Source organism: Ideonella sp. (genome assembly GCF_041914305.1).
Lineage (GTDB): Bacteria > Pseudomonadota > Gammaproteobacteria > Burkholderiales > Burkholderiaceae_C > Ideonella.
The window spans coordinates 96,460-114,100 of sequence record NZ_JAYSDQ010000011.1 but is presented as its reverse complement, the minus strand read 5'-3'; the positions used below and the strand labels follow the sequence as shown (position 1 = coordinate 114,100).

The window sequence follows — 17,641 nt, the reverse complement described above, 5'->3', positions numbered from 1 at the left end:
GTTCGCCCTCCTCAAGCAGGCTCGTTCCTCACATCAGCGTGACGAATCGAACCGCCTTCTTCGACGATCAAGACGAACCTGCAGCGGTGCCTGCGACCGAGAACATCGACCATTGAAATGACTGCGTCGACTGTCCGAGGAGTGACCTGCGTCTCCCAGTTGAAGTCAACAGTCTCGCCTTGGCCGCAGGCGTCCCATCGCCTTAGCGAATCTACATCTCCGTCGATCTTCAATGTCAGCTTGATTGCATGACCGCCATAGTTCGTGACCCGAAACCCGCGACTACATCTTTCGGGGCCAATTGATCCCCCCGATGGTTCCAAACTCAGCCTCGGGCTTGCCGATTCTTCTCGCCATCGTCGGTCGAAATCAACAGCGGTCTTTTCGTCCTCGAAGGCTTTGAGAGTCGCCGTCAATTGCCGACGCTGCAAGAAATAGCCAAGGGCCAACCAGATGAATGCAAGTGGGGCAAAGAACCCTGCCAAAAAGTCGCCCCATTCATTTGGTGGCATGGCGCTGGCCTTGCTCCAGTTGAAATGGAGGAACACTACGATGCCCAAAATCCAGACCACGGTCAGCACGACGGCGATCCAAATGGCAATGTCTCCGCGATCGATCTTCGAATTGGTCTTCGACATCAAGCCCCCTCTCTACGGCGGCTAGTCCTACGCGACGGTGGAGGCTTCCGGCGTGGCCGCGTAGCTCCCCGTCCTCGATTCTCTCAGCGTCGGCTCCGGCCAGGCCAGATGTTTCCATGCAGGTGGACTGCCGGCGGGTACCGGACGGCCCGCAGCGGAAGCGTGAGCGGCGCACAGGCTTTTGCGGAGGAGCCTTCCGCCAAGTCATTGAATGCCCGATGTGAGTTTTGAGGCGAGCCAGGAAGCCGCCAGCCAGCGCGTCGTCACTCCTCGCCTGTGATCGGTTGAGCTTCTGGGGCCGCCTGAATCGTCGAGGCGCATCTTGGCGGTCCCTCAACTCGATGGGAGACCATCATGGGAACCGCAGCCAACACCATCCAACGCGAGCCGTGGAACAAGGGCAAGATCGTCGAGCAGAAGGCGCCGTTCAAGCTCAGGGACATCTGGGCACTCCGGGTTCGTCTACAGATGGAGAACCAAGTGCGCGAGCTGGCGCTTTTCAATCTCGGCATCGACAGCAAGCTTCGCGGATGCGGTCTCGTTGCCCTCAAGGTGCGCGATGTCTGCCACGGCGACCAGGTAGCCGCACGCGCCGTCGTGATGCAGCACAAGACCCAGCGCCCCGTTCAGTTCGAGATCACGCCTGCTGCCCGCGAGGCTGTGCAGAAGTGGATCAAGGCAGCGGGGCTGAAGTCCGACGACTCCCTGTTCCGCAGCGGCATTCACGACTCGCCGCACCTCGGGACCCGTCAGTACGCCCGGATTCTCGAAGGCTGGGTCAAGGAGCTCGGTCTTGACGCGGCAGAGTACGGCACGCACTCGATGCGGCGAACCAAGGCGACGCTGATCTATCGGCGGACCAAGAACCTGCGCGCCGTGCAGTTGCTGCTGGGCCACTCCAAGCTTGAGTGCACTGTGCGTCACCTCGGCATCGAGGTGGATGACGCCCTGGAGACCTCGGAGCAAACGGAAATCTGATCCCGAGTGGCCGCCCGGCCGTCGGTGAACGCGCAGGCCGCCGGACGGCCTTCGAGGGGAGGAGACCTGGACACCGCGTCTACAGGCGGCGGCTTCCTGTCGCGCCCTCGATTCACAGTCGCGGCCAGAAGCGGTTGTCCGACCTGTTTGCCTAGACCGGCCATTCGAGCGCGGTGGCGGAAAGTCCAGCCACCCGTTACGGCCGATGGGAAAGCGGAACCGTCGTGAACGCTAAGTAGTGGGGGCGCTCGCGGAGAGGAACGGCTTAAGGACCCGCTCTGCGAATTCTTGAAGGCCCACAGCGTGTGACGCGCAAACGATGCCGATGACGTCTTGTCCGGGATAGCTGCGCCGAAAGGCCTTGTAGAGCGCCTTGGGGCGGCCAGGTCCGGGCTGCAAAGCGGCATACATTGAGTCGGCCAGCTTCGGCGTGAAGCCCGCGTCATCGTAGATAGTCGCGAACGCGGTCTCCAACGACCACAACGGCATGCAGTGCGTGTCAGGAACTGCGGCGTGCCCTGTCGCCACTTGGTCCCCATCGAGGATTGCAATCACAGCAGCTGCTGGCCCCAAGAACCCGTGGGTGCGGTTGCGTTGCAGCAGGCTAACGACTTGGCCGGCACCTCCGACCTCGATGATGAAGTGGCTGAAGTAGGTTGGGGCGCAGTAACTACTGATGAGACGCTCAACCACCGCTTTCGCTGCCTCGTCTTCTACGAGGACGTAGCGGTCCCAGCCCTGGAAGCCAAACATCAGGCTCTTGACGTAGCTGAACGAGCGCGGCTCGAGAATGGACCTGTCGCCACTGGACTCAAGGTAGAGCAGTTCGCCGTCGCCCAAGGTCTGCATGAGGGCAAGTGAGTGGCTGGTGAAAACGACGTTCACAGAAAACTGCGTGCACAGGGCGCGCAACCGTGCGACCAGCCTGGCCTGCGCGGCTGCGTCCAGAGAAATGTCGATCTCATCCACGAAGATGAGGCGAATCCCGGACTGCAGGCGACGGTAGAGGTTGACCAGGAAGAACTCGCCCGAGCTGAAGTAGTCCTCCCGAACGTAGCGACCATCGTCAGTTCTGTAGAAGCAGCACGCACCGCGCGAAAACTTGACCTCGCGTAGGTCTTCAAATCGCGCTTCGCCGTAGATGTTGGTGAGGAATTCGATCATCCCAGCGGGCCGCGAGTCCTGCTCCAGAATGATGCCTACCCTAATCTCGTCGTCAGCATCCGCCAGCGTGCGGAAGTAGCTGAACCTCAAGCCATGCGGGATAGGGAGCTCGACAGTGACGAGCCTCTGCAGTGCTCGGGGCACCGGCTGCCGAGTGCTGAGCGTCCGAGCGGCTGGGTCGTAGGCGAAGTCAAAGGTGCTCTCGTCAACCCTGTAGCGCACCGTGCTGCTGGCACGCAACGCCCCTGAAGACGTCGTTCTGCTGAACGTGTCGGCAAGGACAAAGTTCATCACCGCCTTTGCCAAGGTGGTCTTTCCCGCTCCATTGCGGCCAACGATACACAGCGGCGCATTTCTATCGAGGTCCAGGCACAACTCAAGCGCCCTGACGGGTCGCACATCGTTGATCTCGACCTTGAACAGCATCGGGCCTCAGCCGAACGACCGGTGCAGAAACAGGTCGACCACTGCCGCACCGTACTTGCGCCGAAGCTTGTCCAGATAGGCCTGGTCGACCGTGTTGACGTAGTTCAGAAGGCCAGCTAGCCGAGCTTCAACCTTGTCAGGCCCTGCTTCCAGTAGCGCGTTGAAACGCTCACGATTGCGAAGGTAGAGGTGCAGCATGGTCTCAATCTCGTCCTTCACCGCCGAATCGACGGAGACGCTCCCGTTGGGAAGCAAGACCATGCCCAGGAGCTTGATCTTGCCGCCTGCCTTCAAGAACTTGGACTTGCCGCGGTGGAGCTGAAGAGTGTTGTTGAACATGCTCCCCAAAAGTTCCTCCAGGAGGCACGCACTCGCCTCAACCTGAGAGCGTTCGGCCGCAGAGAGGATGATGTCGTCGGCGTATCGGGTGAAGGTGACACCTAGGCCTACGCACCGGTCCTGGAAAGCCCCGTCGAAGGCGTAGAGCGCGGCATTGCTCAGGCCTGGTGAGGTGGAGAATCCCACCGGCAAAGAGCCATCCACGCACATCAGGTCGAGCATGTGCTCGAGGTGCTCCTGAAGGTCTGCAATCGGAAGGCGTTCGGTAGCAGCAACGATTGTCTCGCGCACCAGCCCACGTGTGATGCTAGGGAAAAACGACTCGACGTCGGTGACAAAGAAATGGCGGCCTGCTGTGTGTTTCTCGACGGCTGCACGGGCGTTCACGCCCTTCCTGTATGAGAAGACGGCCTCATGGACGGGCAAGAAGTCCACGAGAAAGAGCTTCAGGAAGTTGTGGTGCGCTCGAAGGCGCTCGCTCGGGCTGACGAGCACCAGCTGCTTCAAGCCCTTTTTCACCTCCTTGCGGTCGAGGTCGTCCACCGACACCTTGCGCATGAAGTCGGCGAAGGTCCTCTTGCCATGAAACATGGCCTCGAACAGAGCTTGCAGGGGCTTCTTCACAGTGGGCTTGGGTTCCTGCGCGGTGGACCGAGAGGGCGGGCTGCGCTACCATGTTGCCATGCTGGCTGACTAGGAGCATCTCCGGTCATCACAAGCCAGCCTCTAGGCCGTCTGATCTACTTGTGTGATGCGTCCCTCGTGGCGCTCACACAAGGCGTAGACTGGTTCGGAGTGGCCCCACCTGCTCCTCAGTCACGATTGCGCCCCTCCCAAGGTAGCTATAGCGTAGCCCTCCCGTCGTATACATGATGACCCGGCCACGGTCGCTGAACCCGTGTGGCTCGGCGTCCATCTCGGCCAGTTCGTTCAACAGCCAAGCTCCTCGCTGACGGATTCATCCAGCTGAACGCAATAGCGCTACCGGCTGCCCATGGCTCAATGCCCCCAGGTTGCCCCTGAGCCGTCGCAGAATGCGTGGCTACAAGAGACTGCTACCGCTGCGTACCGGCCTCCCGCTCCCGCGGGCTGAGGGATCGCAACGGGTCGACTTGAGCGCGTCGCGGCGGGCGGGAGCGGCCTTTCGCGGAGCGGCCTTCACGGTCGCGACGTTAGCGTCAGCTTGACCTCGCATAGCTGACGCTCGGGCCACCACGGGCTGCCGAAGTGGGCGTCAGCTTGATGGCGCTTGCCGTGACCACGCCCGACGGCTGCGAGCGGCTCCTCCCGCTGCATCGCAGACATACGCCCGCCGCACACCCACCCCAACCACCCCTCACACCAGCCTCCACCGCCAAGCCCCGTAAGATCCCCCTCCATCCATGAGCGAAAAGTCAGCTCACCGCTTCTACCGAGACCCCCGCTTTCCGCACATCGAGGTGCGGGACGTTCGTGACGCGCGCGATGTGGGGTATGCCCGTCATTCGCACGACAGCTTCTCGATCGGCATCGTCACCGGTGGACGCAGCACGTATCTGCACGAGCGCGGGCAAGACGAGGTGGGGGCCGGCGCAGTCGTCCTGATGAATCCGGGCGCGATACATGCCTGCAACCCGGTCGATTCGGCCACCTGGTCGTATCGCATGGTGCATGTGGATGCGGCCTGGTTGTGCCGGTTCCAATGCGAGCTCGGTGTCGACGCGGCGGGGAGCCTGCATGAGTTCGGGGTGACGTCGACGATGGATGCGGCGCTTCATGGCGGCGTCGCCACGCTCTGTGATCGCTTCGCGGATTCGACAGAGGACGAATTCGCTCGGCACGAGGCCATCGTCGAGCTGGCCACGGCGCTGCATGAGCGCTTTCCCAGGCGCCCGCTGCCGGCGCGGTCCATCCCGCCGGGGCTGGCGCGGGTGGCCGAGTACATCGCTGCGAACTACGCGCAGCCTGTTTCGCTGGCTGAGCTGTGCAAGGTGTCAGGGCTGTCCGAATCGCACCTGGTGCGTTCGTTCAAGAAGCGCTTCGGCATGACGCCGCACGAGTACCTGATCGATCAGCGCATTCGCCACAGCCGCCACGAATTGCGGCGCGGTCGGCCGATCGCCGAGCTTGCGCTGGAGCTCGGCTTCGCCGACCAGGCCCATCTGCAGCGCATGTTCAAGCGCATCGTCGCCACCACGCCCGGCCAGTACCGCCTTTCGAACGGGGCGCCTGTCAGCCCACCGCTCAGTGCCACAACATGACGACGGCACTGATGGCCAACAGCCCGGCCATCAGCGCGTTGAAGCGGCGCATTGTTCGCGCATTGGTGAGCATGGACGACACGGCGCTTCCGGCCACTGCCCAAGCGCCCACCGACGCAAAGCAGATCGCGAAGTAGATCGCGGCGAACAGCCACACCCTGGCCATGTCGCCGTCTGCGGCGTACACCGCGATGCCTGAAACCGACGCCAGCCACGCTTTCGGGTTCAGCCACTGCATCGCCGCGCCCGCCCACATCGACGGGCGGCGATCCGGCTTCTTCGACTGGCCGATCTCGCCGCTGTCCAGCAGCAACCTGAACGCCATGTAGAGCAGGAACAGCACGCCCGCCCAGCGCATGCCCTGCATCAGCATCGGCAGCGCTCGCGCCGCCTGCTGCAACCCCAACCCGACGAGCACCAGCAGCGCCGTGAAGCCGACCGTGGCACCGGCCACATACGGCAGGCTCGAGCGCCAGCCGTGCCGGGCGCCGCTGCTCAGCGCCACCAGGTTGACCGGCCCCGGTGTGGCCGACGCGACCAGCGCGAATGCGGCCATGGAAAGTTCGATGTTCATGACGTCTGCGATGCGAAAAGCCGCACCGTAGCGTCGAGGCTTGGGGCCTGTATTGAAGGAAGTTGCTCTTCTCGAAGGCCATCGACCGTGAGCCGCTGGACAGCCTCGCCCAGTCGCTGATGTCCCCAACCCTGAGGATGGGCGTCCATGCGCGATGGGATGCGAGGTTCAGGCTTGTCAGCAGCCGGGCGATGAACGCGCCAGGTGTGGACGACGTCGCGAGAAATCGCATCGGGCATAAGGTTGCTTCATGGCTGTGACACTGCGCACTTCCAATTCCAACCATGAGGTGACACCCCGATGAGATTCGCTTCCCTGCGCAATCACCTGCTCGTGGGCGCCGTTGCGCTCGCCTGCGCGGCCGCCCACGCGGCGTCGCAAGCCCCCGTCGCGGCCGAGAACGGCATGGTCGTGACCGCCCAGCACCTGGCCACGCGCGTCGGTGTCGACGTGCTGAAGGACGGTGGCAACGCCATCGATGCCGCGGTGGCGGTGGGCTACGCGCTGGCCGTGGTCTACCCCGCGGCCGGCAACCTGGGCGGCGGTGGTTTCATGACCATCCAGCTCGCCGACGGCCGCAAGACCTTTCTCGACTTCCGCGAGAAGGCGCCGCTGGCCGCCACCGCCCACATGTACCTCGACAAGGACGGCAACGTCGTCAAGGGCGCGAGCACGATTGGCCACCTGGCTGTCGGCGTGCCCGGCACCGTGTCGGGCCTGGAGCTGGCGCGAGAAAAGTACGGCACGATGAAGCGCCCCACCCTGCTCGCGCCGGCCATCAAGCTCGCTCACGACGGCTTCGTGCTCGAACAGGGCGACATCGACCTGCTCGCCACCGCGACCAACGATTTCAAGAAAGACCCGTCAACGGCCGCGATCTTCCTGAACAAGGGCGAGCCGTTCCAGCCCGGCCAAAAGCTGGTGCAGAAGGACCTCGCGGCCACGCTGAGGCTGATCAGCGACAAGGGCAGCAGCGGCTTCTACCAAGGCAGCGTGGGCGCCGCAATCGTCGCGTCGAGCCAGGCCGGCAAGGGCCTCATCACGCAGGCCGACCTCGACCAGTACAAGACCCGCGAGATGGCGCCCGTCGAGTGCGACTACCGTGGCTACCACGTGGTCTCGGCGCCGCCGCCGAGCTCGGGCGGGGTGATCATCTGCGAGATCCTCAATGTGCTCGAAGGCTACCCGCTGAAGGAGATGGGCTTCCGCTCGGCACAGGCGGTGCACTACCAGATCGAGGCGATGCGCCATGCCTATGTGGACCGCAACTCGTACCTCGGCGACCCCGACTTCGTGAAGAACCCGCTCGACCGGCTGCTGTCGAAAGACTACGCCGCCAAGCTGCGCGCGGCGATCGACCCCGCCAAGGCCGGCGTCAGCCAGGAAATCAAGCCCGGCGTGGCGCCGCACGAAGGCAGCAACACCACCCACTACTCGATCGTCGACAAATGGGGCAACGCCGTGTCGGTGACCTACACGCTGAACGACTGGTTCGGTGCCAAGGTCACCGCCGCGAAGACCGGCGTGTTGCTCAACGACGAGATGGACGACTTCACCGCCAAGATCGGCGTGCCCAACCTCTACGGCCTGGTGCAGGGCGAGGCGAACGCGATCGCCCCGGGCAAGCGGCCGCTGTCGTCGATGAGCCCGACCATCGTCACCAAGGACGGCAAGCCGGTGATGGTCGTCGGCACACCGGGTGGCAGCCGCATCATCACCGCGGTGCTGCACACGCTGCTCAACGTGATCGACTACGGCATGACCGTGCAAGAGGCGGTGGATGCGCCGCGCTTTCACCAGCAGTGGCTGCCCGAGGCCACCAATGTCGAGCACTTCGCGCTCAGCCCCGACACGCGCAAGATCCTCGAAGGCATGGGCCACAAGCTGAGCGACCCGCAGCCGGCGAATCACCTTGCGGCCATCCTGGTCGGCGCGCCGTCACTGGGCGGCAAGCCGGTGGGCAAGAACCGCTTCTACGGCGCGAACGACCCGCGGCGCAACAGCGGCTTGGCGCTGGGCTACTGAAAATGACGCGGGCGCTCCCACCCAAGGTGTGGAGCGCCCGCGGGCCTGGTGACAGAGCCAGCTACAGGAGCTTGAGATCGGCCCCAGACCGGGAGATTGAAGACATATCACCTCCTTTCGTAGTTGCTGCGACGCCCGCAGATTACTCGTTTTGGGCCGCAGGTCAACCGCCCCTCACGCTCGGTTACCGCAGCAACCGTCATGGCACGCGGCGGCGGGGCTTTGCCGGCCCTCACGCACAGTCGCGCAGCTCGTCGGCCAGCTTCGGTATCGGCGCGCCGCCCGTGCCGAACTTGGCTTCGTGGGCCTTGAACAGCTCGTCGCTCTTGCGCAGGTAGCGGCAGGCCTCGGCCTTGTCGGCCCGCACCGCCGCGGCCGGTTGCCGCGGCGCCTCGGCCCGCGCCTTCAGCGCGCTGGCCATGTTGTAGTAGGCTAGGCCGTAGTCGCGCAGCGAGACGAGGTTGGTGCGCGCCTCATCCGGCACCTTGGCAAAGGCGTCGAGCGCCTGCTGGGCCGCCTCGACGGCGGCCTGCCATTGGCCGGCCACGAGCAAGGTGTCGGCCAGCTCGCCGCTGAAGGTGCCCAGGTCGATCCGCAGCATCGCGTTGTCCGGGTCTTTCGCGACCATCGGCTTCAGCACGTCCACCGCCTGCCGGTGGGCGGTGATCGCTTCGTCCATGCGCTTGAGCAGCAGCAGTGCATAGCCGCTGTGGTCGTAGACCACGGCCAGGTTGGCCTTCAGCATGGTGTCGTCGGGGTGCGCCTTCAGCAGATCGTTGAGCACCGCCGCGCTGCGGTTCAGGTCGGCCAGCATCGCCGGCGCGTCGACCTCTGGTGTTGCGCCCTGGGCCAGGTGCTGGCTGCGAATGCCGTACATGCTGGCCAGGTTGGCGCCGGTCGACACCTCGTCGGGCTGGTTGGCATGCAGGCGCTCGAGCAAGGTGATGGCCTCGTCGATGGCGGGGCCGAAGTCCTTGTCCTGGCCGGCGAACAGGTGGATCTGCGCCAACGCCCCCAACAAGGTGGCCAGCTGGCGCTGGCCCGCCAGGTTGTTGGGGTCGGCCTTCAGCTGGCGCCGCGTGGCGGCAATGCCCTGCTCGGCGCGCTGGCGGCCGGCGTCCAGCTCGCCCTGCGACGCCAGCAGCACGGCCAGCACGCGGATGGTCCGGCCCAACTCGAGGTACACCCCCGCCGCGGTCTTGGCCGGCAGTTCGGTGTTCAGCAAGGGCTCGAGCAAGGCCAGGCCGCGCTCGTAGCTGGCACGCGCGCTCTTGGGGTCGCCCAGGTTCGAGGCCATCGGCCCGCCCTGGATGTCGCCGATCTGGCGGTAGCCGGTGGCCAGCTCGACCTTCAGCTGGGCATCGTCTTGCGCCTCGGCGCCCAGCCGCTCCAGGTAGGTCAAGGCGTTCTTCACGATCAGCTGCCGCGCCGGCGTGGAGCCGGGCAGATGCTCGATCGCCTGGTGCACGTCGAACACCAGCATGTTCGCCAGCGCGCGCACGCTGGCGAAGTGCTCCTGGGCCCGCTCTTTCTGGCGCTTGGCCTCGATGCCCTCGTAGGCGGCTAGGCCCAGGCCCGCGACCAGCGCCAGGTTGGCCACCAGCGCGGCGCCCATGGCCGCGCGGTGGCGCAGCACGAAGCGGCCGGCGCGGTAGCTCCAGGCACCGCGGCGCGCTTGCACCGGCAGCCCTTCGAGGTGGCGAAACAGGTCGTCCGACAGCTGCTCGGCGCTGGCATAGCGGCGCGCGGGCTGCTTGCGCAAGGCCATCAGCACCACCGCGTCGAGGTCACCCTTCAGGCGTTGGCGTAACGCGCGATTGGTACGCACTGCCGCGCTGGGCGGTGCGGGCTCGTCGTTGCAGATGGCCTGGCTGAGCGTGAAGTCGCTGCTCGTCGTGTCACCCGGGTAGGGGCTGGTCTGCGCCAGCAGGCGGTAGAGCACCACGCCGAGCGCATACACATCGCTGGCCGGCGTCACCGGCTGCCCCAGCACCTGCTCGGGGCTGGCGTAGGCCAGCGTCATCACGCGCTGCTGGGTCGCGGTGGGGGCGTCGCCGTCGCCGGGCATCGCCACCCGCTTGGCGATGCCGAAGTCGACCAGCTTGACCACCCCTTCGTCGGTCACCAGGATGTTGGCCGGCTTCAGGTCGCGGTGCACCACGCCCTTCTGGTGCGCGTAGTGCACGACCGCGCAGACGGTGCGAAACAGCCTCAGCCGCGCCGACACGTCCAGCCCGCGCTGCTGGGCATGCACATCGACCGGCACGCCGACCACGCGCTCCATCACGAAGTACGGCACGCCCTCTTCGGTGATGCCGCCGTCGAGCACCTTGGCGAGGTTCGGGTGGTCCAGGCTCGCCAAAATCTGCCGCTCGGCCCGAAAGCGCTCGACCAGCGACGGGTCGGACAGGCCCTCGCGCATCAACTTGATCGCCACCTGCTGCTCGTACTGCCCGTCGACCCGCTCGGCCAGGTAGACCTGGCCCATGCCGCCCTGGGCGATCAGCGAGACCAGCTTGAACGCGCCCAGCCGCCGCCCGAGCCACTGCTGGGCCAGGTGCGCGTCCAGCGCATCCAGCGCGAGCTCGGCAGGCGCCTCGTCCAGCAGGCTGCGCGAGGGCTCGGCGGCCGCCAGCAAGGTGCCGAGCTCGGCCAGCAATTCGGCGTCGTCGCCTGCGCGCTCGGCCACGTAGGCATGGCGCTGCTCGGCCGGCTGCTCCAGCGCATCGGCCAGCAAACGCTTGATGAGTTGCCAGCGCTCGGCCGGCAGCGGGGTGTTCATGTCGCAGCGTCCTTTCGGTGGCGTGCGATTCACGCACGCCGCCCGGCCCGCTGCAAGACTCTGGCGCCTGGATTTACCCCGTGCTACGAATTTTCGTAGCGCCCGATCGGGTGGCTTTTACGTGGGCCAGCGCTGCGGCGCCGATCACGCCGCGCGCGGGCTCAGCCGCAGCAGCCCGCGCTGGGCCGGGCGGGTGGTGTGGCCGGCAGCGCCAGGTCTTCCAGGATCGTGCAGTCCGGCCGCCCGCCACCCCCAGCAGCGGCACGGCGCAACACGCCACGCAGGCCGCACCGAGCCCCACCATCACTTTCCACGGTCGCATGAACACTCCTTTTGCCGGGACCGATCGTCCCCAGGCCAGAAGGTAGAACCTCAAGCCACTTGAGGAGCAAGCGGTTCTTGCGGCTGGCGGGTGCGTGGGCGCGAGACGGCGCGCCTCAAGCCGGCAGCGCGTCCCCGAACACCTGCAGCGCCTGGCCGTGCAGTGCGCGCAGCAGGTCGACCGGGTCGACCGCCTCGGCCAGCGCCAGCGCGCCGCTGCGGCGATACGTCGGCGCGAGCAGGCGCAGCGCGGCTTCGACGACGATCGGCGCGGTGACGGCGTAGATGTCTTGCCCCCGCACGCCGGCCGACCGGGTGGCCCCGGCTTGCGCCACCTGCACCACGAGCTCGAAGCGTTGCGCCGAGCGGCCGTCGGCGTCGACCGCGGTGGGCGTGGGGGTGGACGCGTCGCGGATGTCGTCGATCGCCGAGCGGTTGATCAGCGAGCGGATCGTGTCGGCCTGCAGATGGTGCGCCAGCATCACAATCTCGCTGAACGGCAGCTCGATCATCTGCTGGCGGCCCATCGGCGGCGCAAAAGCCCAGTCCGGCACATCGGCCGACGGCAGCAGCGGCGCGAACTGCCCACCCTTGACCACCACACGAGGCACGTTGTTGCGCTCGCCCGTCTTGCGCGTGCCGGCGGTGGGCCACCAGCGGTCGAGCGCCACCGCGACGGTGATCTCGTCGATCTGGCCGGCGCGTGCCAGCGCACTGGCCAACAGATCGGCCAAGCCGCCGTAGAACCCGGCCGCCGGCAGCACGACCCGTCCCGCGGCGCGCGCCGCGGCGTCGAAATCGGCCAGGCTGGCTTGCGCGCTCGCCTGCTCGGCGGTCACGTCGATGTAGTGGCAACCGGCCCGCAACGCGGCCTGCGCCACCGGCGCGGCGGTGTCGAGAAACGGGCCAGCGCAGTTGATGACCACCGCGCAGCCGGCAAAGGCCTGCTCGAGGCCGGCCGCGTCGTCGAGCGCCGCCACGCGCGCAACAGCCGACGGGAACAGCTGCCCGAGCCGCGCAGCGTTGCGCCCGACCACCACCACCTGAAGCCCGCGACGCTGCGCTTCATGGACGACGAATTGGCCGGTGTGGCCGGTGGCGCCGTAGACAGCGATGAACGGGGCGGTGGCGAGAGAAGTCGAGGGCATGGGAACCTTTCAATGAGATACAGACCTGTCTGTTCTTCAAATACTACAGACAGGTCTGTATCATGTCAAACATGCCCAGCTCACCTGCATCCCGCCTGTCGCGAACCGCCTCTTCGCCCGGCCACGCCGGCGCGGCGTCGAAACGTTCTTCCAAGGCCAAGCTCGACGCCCCCTCGGCCGAGCCCACCGCCGACGTGCGCGGCCGCATCCTCGACACCGCGTCGGCCCTGTTCTACGAGCGTGGCGTGCGCGCTGTCGGCGTCGACCTGGTGGTGCAGGAGGCGGCGGTCGCCAAGACCAGCCTGTACCGCTACTTCCCGACCAAGGACGACCTGATCGTCGCCTTCCTCGAGCGGGAAGACGTCGAGTTCTGGGGCCAGTGGGACGGCGTGGCCGCGCAGCATGCCGACGACCCCGCCGGCGAACTGGCCGCCCACCTGCGCTGGATCGGCGAGCGCCTGGCCCGCGCCAACTACCGCGGCTGCCCGCAGATCAACGTGGCCGCCGAGTTCGCCGAGCAAGACCACCCGGCCCGGCAGGTGTCGCAGCGGCACATGCAGGCGCTGCGCGGCCGCTTGCTGGCGATCACCAAGCGACTGGGCATCGCCAAGCCCGACGCGTTGGCGGCACAGCTCGCGGTGCTGGTCAACGGCGCCTTCGTCAGCTCGGCGCTGCTGAGCCCCGAAGAAGCCACCGGCGTCTTGCTCGGGGCGCTGAAGGCGCTGCTCGCCGGCGCACGCGCCAGCCGCTGAGCGTGGCGGCGAGCCGCCCAGGTCATCGCCCCGACACGTGAGGCCCCTACGCTGCGCAGCCTCATCTGCTGTTCCAACGAGGAGCCCCATGCACCGATCTCTTGCCCTTCACTTCGCCGTTGCCGCCGCACTGGCCGCCTCGGCGCTGTCGGCCTGCGCGGCCGCGGCCGTCACCGAGACGGCGTACAAGGTGCCGTCGGTGCAGCTCGGCCCGCGCCCGTTCTTCCTCGTCAACGACATGCCTGAGGGCAAGTTGAAGCGCGAGCTCAACGCCTGCGCGAAGAAGACCGAGCAGTACCACGTCAGCGCGTTCTCGATCGCCCACCGTGGCGCGCCGCTGCAGTTTCCCGAGCACTCCCGCGAGGCCTACGAGGCCGGTGCGCGCATGGGCGCCGGCATCATGGAATGCGACGTCGCCTTCACGAAGGACAAGGAGCTCGTCTGCCGCCATGCGCAGAACGACCTGCACACGACCACCAACATCCTGCAGACGCCGCTGGCGGCCAAGTGCACCACGCCGTTCCAGCCCGCCACCTTTGACGACGCCGGCAACCTGGTGAGCCCGGCGAAGGCCGAGTGCCGCACCAGCGACATCACGCTGGCCGAGTTCAAGACCTTGCGCGGCAAGATGGACGCGTTCAACCCGCGCGCCAGGACCGTGGCCGAGTACCTGGCCGGCACGCCGACCTTCCGCACCGATCTGTACGCGGGCCCGACCAGCGGCACGCTGATGACCCACGCCGAGAGCATCGAGCTGTTCAAGAAGTTCGGCGTCAAGATGACGCCGGAGCTGAAGACGCCGGTGGTCGCGATGCCGTTCGACGGCTTCACGCAGCAGGCCTATGCGCAGAAGATGATCGATGAGTACAAGGCCGCGGGCGTGGCGCCGGGCAAGGTGTATGCGCAGTCGTTCTTGAAAGACGACATCCTCTACTGGCTCGCGCATGAGCCGGCGTTCGGCAAACAGGCCGTCTACCTCGACGACGCCGCCACCGTGCCCGACCTGCCGACCGCCGCCGAGCTGCAGGCCTACAAGGCGCAGGGCATCAACATCTGGGCGCCGCCGAGCTGGGCCTTGCTGGCGCTGGACGGCTCGAACAACATCGTGCCGTCGCAAGCCGCCAAAGACGCCAAGGCGGCCGGCCTGGGCTTGATCACTTGGTCGCTGGAGCGCAGCGGCATCCTCGCCGACGGCAACAACGGCTCGTACTACCAGACCATCGATGCGGCCATCTCGCGCGAGGGCGATGTGCTGCGCGTGATCGATGTGTTGGCGAAGGACGTCGGCGTGATCGGCATCTTCAGCGACTGGCCGGCGACGGTGTCGTTCTACGCGAACTGCAAGGGGCTCTGAAGCCACTTGGCCGCAGCAGCCCACGCGCGGGCTGCCGCGGCACGAAGGCGGGTTCAGGCGCCGACGTAGGCCGCGAGGTGTTGGCCGGTCAGCGTCGAGCGCTTCTTGACCAGATCGGCCGGCGTGCCCTCGAAGACGACCCGGCCGCCGTCGTGCCCCGCGCCAGGGCCGAGGTCGATGATCCAGTCGGCATGTGCCATCACCGCCTGGTGGTGCTCGATCACGACCACCGACTTGCCGGCGTCGACCAGCCGGTCGAGCAGGCCGAGCAGTTGCTCGACATCGGCCAGGTGCAGCCCGGTGGTCGGCTCGTCGAGCACGTAGACATCGCCCTTCTCGGCCATCTGCGTGGCCAGCTTGAGCCGCTGCCGCTCGCCGCCGGACAGCGTGGTCAGCGGCTGGCCCAGGCCCAGGTAGCCCAACCCCACCTCGGCCAAGCGCTCGAGGATGGTGTGCGCCGCGGGCGTGCGCGCCGGGCCGGTGCCGAAGAAGTCTTTCGCCTCGGCGACCGACATCGCGAGCACCTCGCTGATGTTGCGCCCACCGAGGTGGTAGCCCAGCACCGAGGCCTGGAAGCGCCTGCCCTCGCACTCTTCGCAGACGGTGGTCACGCCGGCCATCACGCCCAGATCGGTGTAGATCACGCCGGCGCCGTTGCAGCTGGGGCAGGCGCCTTCGGAGTTGGCGCTGAACAGCGCCGGCTTGACGCCGTTGGCCTTGGCGAACGCCGAGCGGATCGGGTCGAGCAGGCCTGTGTAGGTGGCCGGGTAGCTGCGGCGCGAGCCGTGGATCGCGCCCTGGTCGATCGTGACGACGCCGGCACCGGCGGGGATCGACCCGTGCACGAGCGAGCTCTTGCCCGAGCCCGCCACGCCGGTGACGACCACCAGCACCCCGAGCGGGATGTCGACGTCGACATCGCGCAGGTTGTGCGTCTTCGCGCCGCGGATGGCCAGCTGGCCGGTGGGCCGGCGCACCGCCTTCTTCAGCTTGGCGCGGTCGTCGAAGTGGCGGCCGGTCAGGGTCTGGCTGGCGCGCAGCCCGTCGACCGTGCCTTCGAAACAGAGGCTGCCGCCGGCGGCACCGGCCCCGGGGCCGAGGTCGACCACGTGGTCGGCGATCGCGATCGTCTCGGGCTTGTGCTCCACCACGAGCACCGTGTTGCCCTTGTCGCGCAGCCGCAGCAGCAGCTCGTTCATGCGCTGGATGTCGTGCGGGTGCAGCCCGATCGTCGGCTCGTCGAACACGTAGGTGATGTCGGTCAACGACGAGCCGAGGTGGCGGATCATCTTCACGCGCTGTGCCTCGCCGCCCGACAGCGTGCCCGACGGCCGGTCGAGGCTGAGGTAGCCCAGCCCGATCTCGACGAACGAGTCGAGCGTGTGGGCCAGCGCGGTGAGCAGCGGCGCCACGGTCGGCTCGTCGAGCCCGCGCACCCACTGGGCCAGGTCGCTGATCTGCATTGCGCAGGCGTCGGCGATGCTGATCTTCTTGATCTTCGACGAGCGTGCGCCTTCGCTCAGCCGCGTGCCGCCGCAGTCGGGGCAGGTGGTGAAGGTGACCGCCCGCTCGACGAACGCGCGCACATGCGGCTGCAGCGCGTCCACGTCTTTCGACAGCATCGATTTCTGGATCTTCGGGATCAGCCCTTCGTAGGTCAGGTTGATGTTGTCGACCTTGATCTTGGTCGGCTCCTTGTGCAGCAGGTCGTGCAGCTCGCGCTTGGTGAACTTGCGGATCGGCTTGTCGGGGTCGAAGAAGCCGCAGCCGGTGAAGATGCGGCCGAACCAGCCGTCCATGCTGTAGCCGGGGATCGTCAGCGCGCCTTCGTTGAGCGACTTGCTGTCGTCGTAGAGCTGCGTCAGGTCGATGTCGCTGACCGAGCCCATGCCGTCGCAGCGCGGGCACATGCCGCCGGTGCGGTTGAAGGTCTGCTTGACGGTCTGCGTCTTGCCCTCGCCACGCTCGACCGTGATCGCACCAGCCGCCCGCACCGACGGCACGTTGAACGCGAACGCGCTGGGCGGGCCGAGGTGCGGCTTGCCGAGCCGGCTGAACAAGATGCGCAGCATCGCGTTCGCATCGGTCACCGTGCCGACGGTGGAGCGCGGGTTGGCGACCAGGCGCTCCTGGTCGACGATGATCGCGGTGGTCAGCCCTTCGAGCACGTCGACCTCGGGCCGCGCCAGCGTCGGCATGAAGCCCTGCACGAAGGCGCTGTAGGTCTCGTTGATCAGCCGCTGCGACTCGGCGGCGATGGTGCCGAACACCAGCGAGCTCTTGCCCGAGCCCGAGATGCCGGTGAACACCGTCAACCGGCGCTTGGGCAGCTCGAGGCTGATGTCCTTGAGGTTGTTCTCGCGCGCGCCCTGCACGCGGATCAGGTCGTGGCTGTCGGGCCCTTGAGTCGCGGGCGACGGCGTCTTCTTCTTGGTGGCCATGCTCTGGTGGTGTCTTTCGTCTTTCAACGCCGCAGTCGCCCGGCGCTCAGCGCGCCTGCTGGATACGGATCATGTTGCCCGCCGGGTCGCGCACGCCGCAGTCGCGCACGCCGTAGGGCTGGTCGGTGGGCTCCTGCACGATCTCGGCGTCGCGCGACTGCAGGCGGTCGAAGGTGGCGTCGAGGTCCTTGGTGGCCAGCAGCAGCATCGCGAAGGTGCCCTTGGCCATCATCTCGGTGATGGTGCGGCGCTCGTCATCGGTGACGCCGGGGGTGGCGCCGGGCGGGTACAGCACGATCGAGGTGCCGGGCTGGCCAACCGGGCCGACGGTGATCCAGCGCATGCCGTTGTAGCCCACGTCGTTGCGGACCTCGAAGCCGAGGGTGTCGCGGTAGAAGGCCAGCGAGACCTCCGGGTCGGTGTGCGGCAGAAAAGTCGAGTGGATGGTGATGTCCATGG

13 protein-coding genes are annotated in these 17,641 nt (G+C 66.7%); 5 read left to right on the top strand and 8 right to left on the bottom strand.

All coding sequences use genetic code 11. The features are described 5' to 3' along the window. Positions 1 to 11: 11 nt before the first annotated feature. The gene (locus ACE3SG_RS15915) at positions 12 to 638 is read right to left on the bottom strand and encodes a hypothetical protein (protein WP_374566539.1); all 627 of its coding nucleotides are present in this window, start codon (positions 636 to 638) and stop codon (positions 12 to 14) included. A 354-nt stretch (positions 639 to 992) separates the two neighbouring features. On the opposite strand from ACE3SG_RS15915, the gene ACE3SG_RS15910 reads away from it, so the two are divergent. Further along, on the top strand, positions 993 to 1,616 hold the full coding sequence (locus tag ACE3SG_RS15910; protein ID WP_374566537.1) for a tyrosine-type recombinase/integrase: 624 nt from the start codon (positions 993 to 995) through the stop codon (positions 1,614 to 1,616). A 231-nt stretch (positions 1,617 to 1,847) separates the two neighbouring features. Here the strand turns inward: ACE3SG_RS15910 and ACE3SG_RS15905 are convergent, their stop codons facing one another. After that, on the bottom strand, positions 1,848 to 3,206 hold the full coding sequence (locus ACE3SG_RS15905) for a hypothetical protein (RefSeq protein WP_374566535.1): 1,359 nt from the start codon (positions 3,204 to 3,206) through the stop codon (positions 1,848 to 1,850). Positions 3,207 to 3,212: 6 nt separating this feature from the next. Further along, a complete protein-coding gene (locus ACE3SG_RS15900) occupies positions 3,213 to 4,169 on the bottom strand; it encodes a reverse transcriptase domain-containing protein (RefSeq protein ID WP_374566533.1) in 957 nt (318 codons plus the stop codon). A gap of 758 nt (positions 4,170 to 4,927) precedes the next feature. Between ACE3SG_RS15900 and ACE3SG_RS15895 the strand changes: the two genes are divergently transcribed. Continuing rightward, positions 4,928 to 5,785: a helix-turn-helix domain-containing protein gene (locus tag ACE3SG_RS15895; RefSeq protein WP_374566531.1), complete on the top strand. Its 858-nt coding sequence runs from the start codon at positions 4,928 to 4,930 to the stop codon at positions 5,783 to 5,785. Here the strand turns inward: ACE3SG_RS15895 and ACE3SG_RS15890 are convergent. Next, positions 5,769 to 6,359 (bottom strand): LysE family translocator, encoded by a 591-nt coding sequence (locus ACE3SG_RS15890; RefSeq protein ID WP_374566530.1) that lies wholly within the window; start codon positions 6,357 to 6,359, stop codon positions 5,769 to 5,771. The two genes, ACE3SG_RS15895 and ACE3SG_RS15890, sit on opposite strands and share 17 nt — an antisense overlap. Before the next feature lie 300 nt (positions 6,360 to 6,659). On the opposite strand from ACE3SG_RS15890, the gene ggt reads away from it, so the two are divergent. Then, positions 6,660 to 8,384 carry a gamma-glutamyltransferase gene (gene ggt / locus ACE3SG_RS15885; RefSeq protein WP_374566528.1) on the top strand — a complete coding sequence of 575 codons (1,725 nt, stop codon included), beginning with the start codon at positions 6,660 to 6,662 and terminating at the stop codon, positions 8,382 to 8,384. Between the two features lie 232 nt (positions 8,385 to 8,616). On the opposite strand, the gene ACE3SG_RS15880 is transcribed toward ggt, so the two are convergent. Then, entirely contained in the window at positions 8,617 to 11,166 is a 2,550-nt protein-coding gene (locus tag ACE3SG_RS15880; RefSeq protein WP_374566526.1) for a protein kinase, read from the bottom strand. Between the two features lie 437 nt (positions 11,167 to 11,603). Continuing rightward, entirely contained in the window at positions 11,604 to 12,635 is a 1,032-nt protein-coding gene (locus tag ACE3SG_RS15875) for a saccharopine dehydrogenase NADP-binding domain-containing protein (RefSeq protein WP_374566524.1), read from the bottom strand. A 71-nt stretch (positions 12,636 to 12,706) separates the two neighbouring features. Here ACE3SG_RS15875 and ACE3SG_RS15870 point away from each other — a divergent pair, with 71 nt between their 5' ends. After that, positions 12,707 to 13,387 carry a TetR/AcrR family transcriptional regulator gene (locus ACE3SG_RS15870; RefSeq protein WP_374566522.1) on the top strand — a complete coding sequence of 227 codons (681 nt, stop codon included), beginning with the start codon at positions 12,707 to 12,709 and terminating at the stop codon, positions 13,385 to 13,387. 88 nt (positions 13,388 to 13,475) lie between these two features. Then, positions 13,476 to 14,741, top strand: a complete 1,266-nt coding sequence (locus ACE3SG_RS15865; protein ID WP_374566521.1) for a glycerophosphodiester phosphodiesterase family protein — start codon at positions 13,476 to 13,478, stop codon at positions 14,739 to 14,741. A gap of 53 nt (positions 14,742 to 14,794) precedes the next feature. On the opposite strand, the gene ACE3SG_RS15860 is transcribed toward ACE3SG_RS15865, so the two are convergent. After that, positions 14,795 to 17,182: an ATP-binding cassette domain-containing protein gene (locus tag ACE3SG_RS15860; protein ID WP_374566518.1), complete on the bottom strand. Its 2,388-nt coding sequence runs from the start codon at positions 17,180 to 17,182 to the stop codon at positions 14,795 to 14,797. Between the two features lie 46 nt (positions 17,183 to 17,228). After that, positions 17,229 to 17,639, bottom strand: coding sequence for a VOC family protein (locus ACE3SG_RS15855; RefSeq protein ID WP_374566516.1), 411 nt, complete (start codon positions 17,637 to 17,639; stop codon positions 17,229 to 17,231). Positions 17,640 to 17,641: the final 2 nt, after the last annotated feature.

What these genes read in the sequence shown, in the direction of transcription:
- ACE3SG_RS15915 (WP_374566539.1), bottom strand. Translation starts at nt 638, where the DNA reads ATGTCGAAGACCAATTCGAAGATCGATCGCGGAGACATTGCCATTTGG.
- ACE3SG_RS15910 (WP_374566537.1), top strand. Translation starts at nt 993, where the DNA reads ATGGGAACCGCAGCCAACACCATCCAACGCGAGCCGTGGAACAAGGGC.
- ACE3SG_RS15905 (WP_374566535.1), bottom strand. Translation starts at nt 3,206, where the DNA reads ATGCTGTTCAAGGTCGAGATCAACGATGTGCGACCCGTCAGGGCGCTT.
- ACE3SG_RS15895 (WP_374566531.1), top strand. Translation starts at nt 4,928, where the DNA reads ATGAGCGAAAAGTCAGCTCACCGCTTCTACCGAGACCCCCGCTTTCCG.
- ACE3SG_RS15890 (WP_374566530.1), bottom strand. Translation starts at nt 6,359, where the DNA reads ATGAACATCGAACTTTCCATGGCCGCATTCGCGCTGGTCGCGTCGGCC.
- ggt (WP_374566528.1), top strand. Translation starts at nt 6,660, where the DNA reads ATGAGATTCGCTTCCCTGCGCAATCACCTGCTCGTGGGCGCCGTTGCG.
- ACE3SG_RS15880 (WP_374566526.1), bottom strand. Translation starts at nt 11,166, where the DNA reads ATGAACACCCCGCTGCCGGCCGAGCGCTGGCAACTCATCAAGCGTTTG.
- ACE3SG_RS15875 (WP_374566524.1), bottom strand. Translation starts at nt 12,635, where the DNA reads ATGCCCTCGACTTCTCTCGCCACCGCCCCGTTCATCGCTGTCTACGGC.
- ACE3SG_RS15870 (WP_374566522.1), top strand. Translation starts at nt 12,707, where the DNA reads ATGCCCAGCTCACCTGCATCCCGCCTGTCGCGAACCGCCTCTTCGCCC.
- ACE3SG_RS15865 (WP_374566521.1), top strand. Translation starts at nt 13,476, where the DNA reads ATGCACCGATCTCTTGCCCTTCACTTCGCCGTTGCCGCCGCACTGGCC.
- ACE3SG_RS15860 (WP_374566518.1), bottom strand. Translation starts at nt 17,182, where the DNA reads ATGGCCACCAAGAAGAAGACGCCGTCGCCCGCGACTCAAGGGCCCGAC.
- ACE3SG_RS15855 (WP_374566516.1), bottom strand. Translation starts at nt 17,639, where the DNA reads ATGGACATCACCATCCACTCGACTTTTCTGCCGCACACCGACCCGGAG.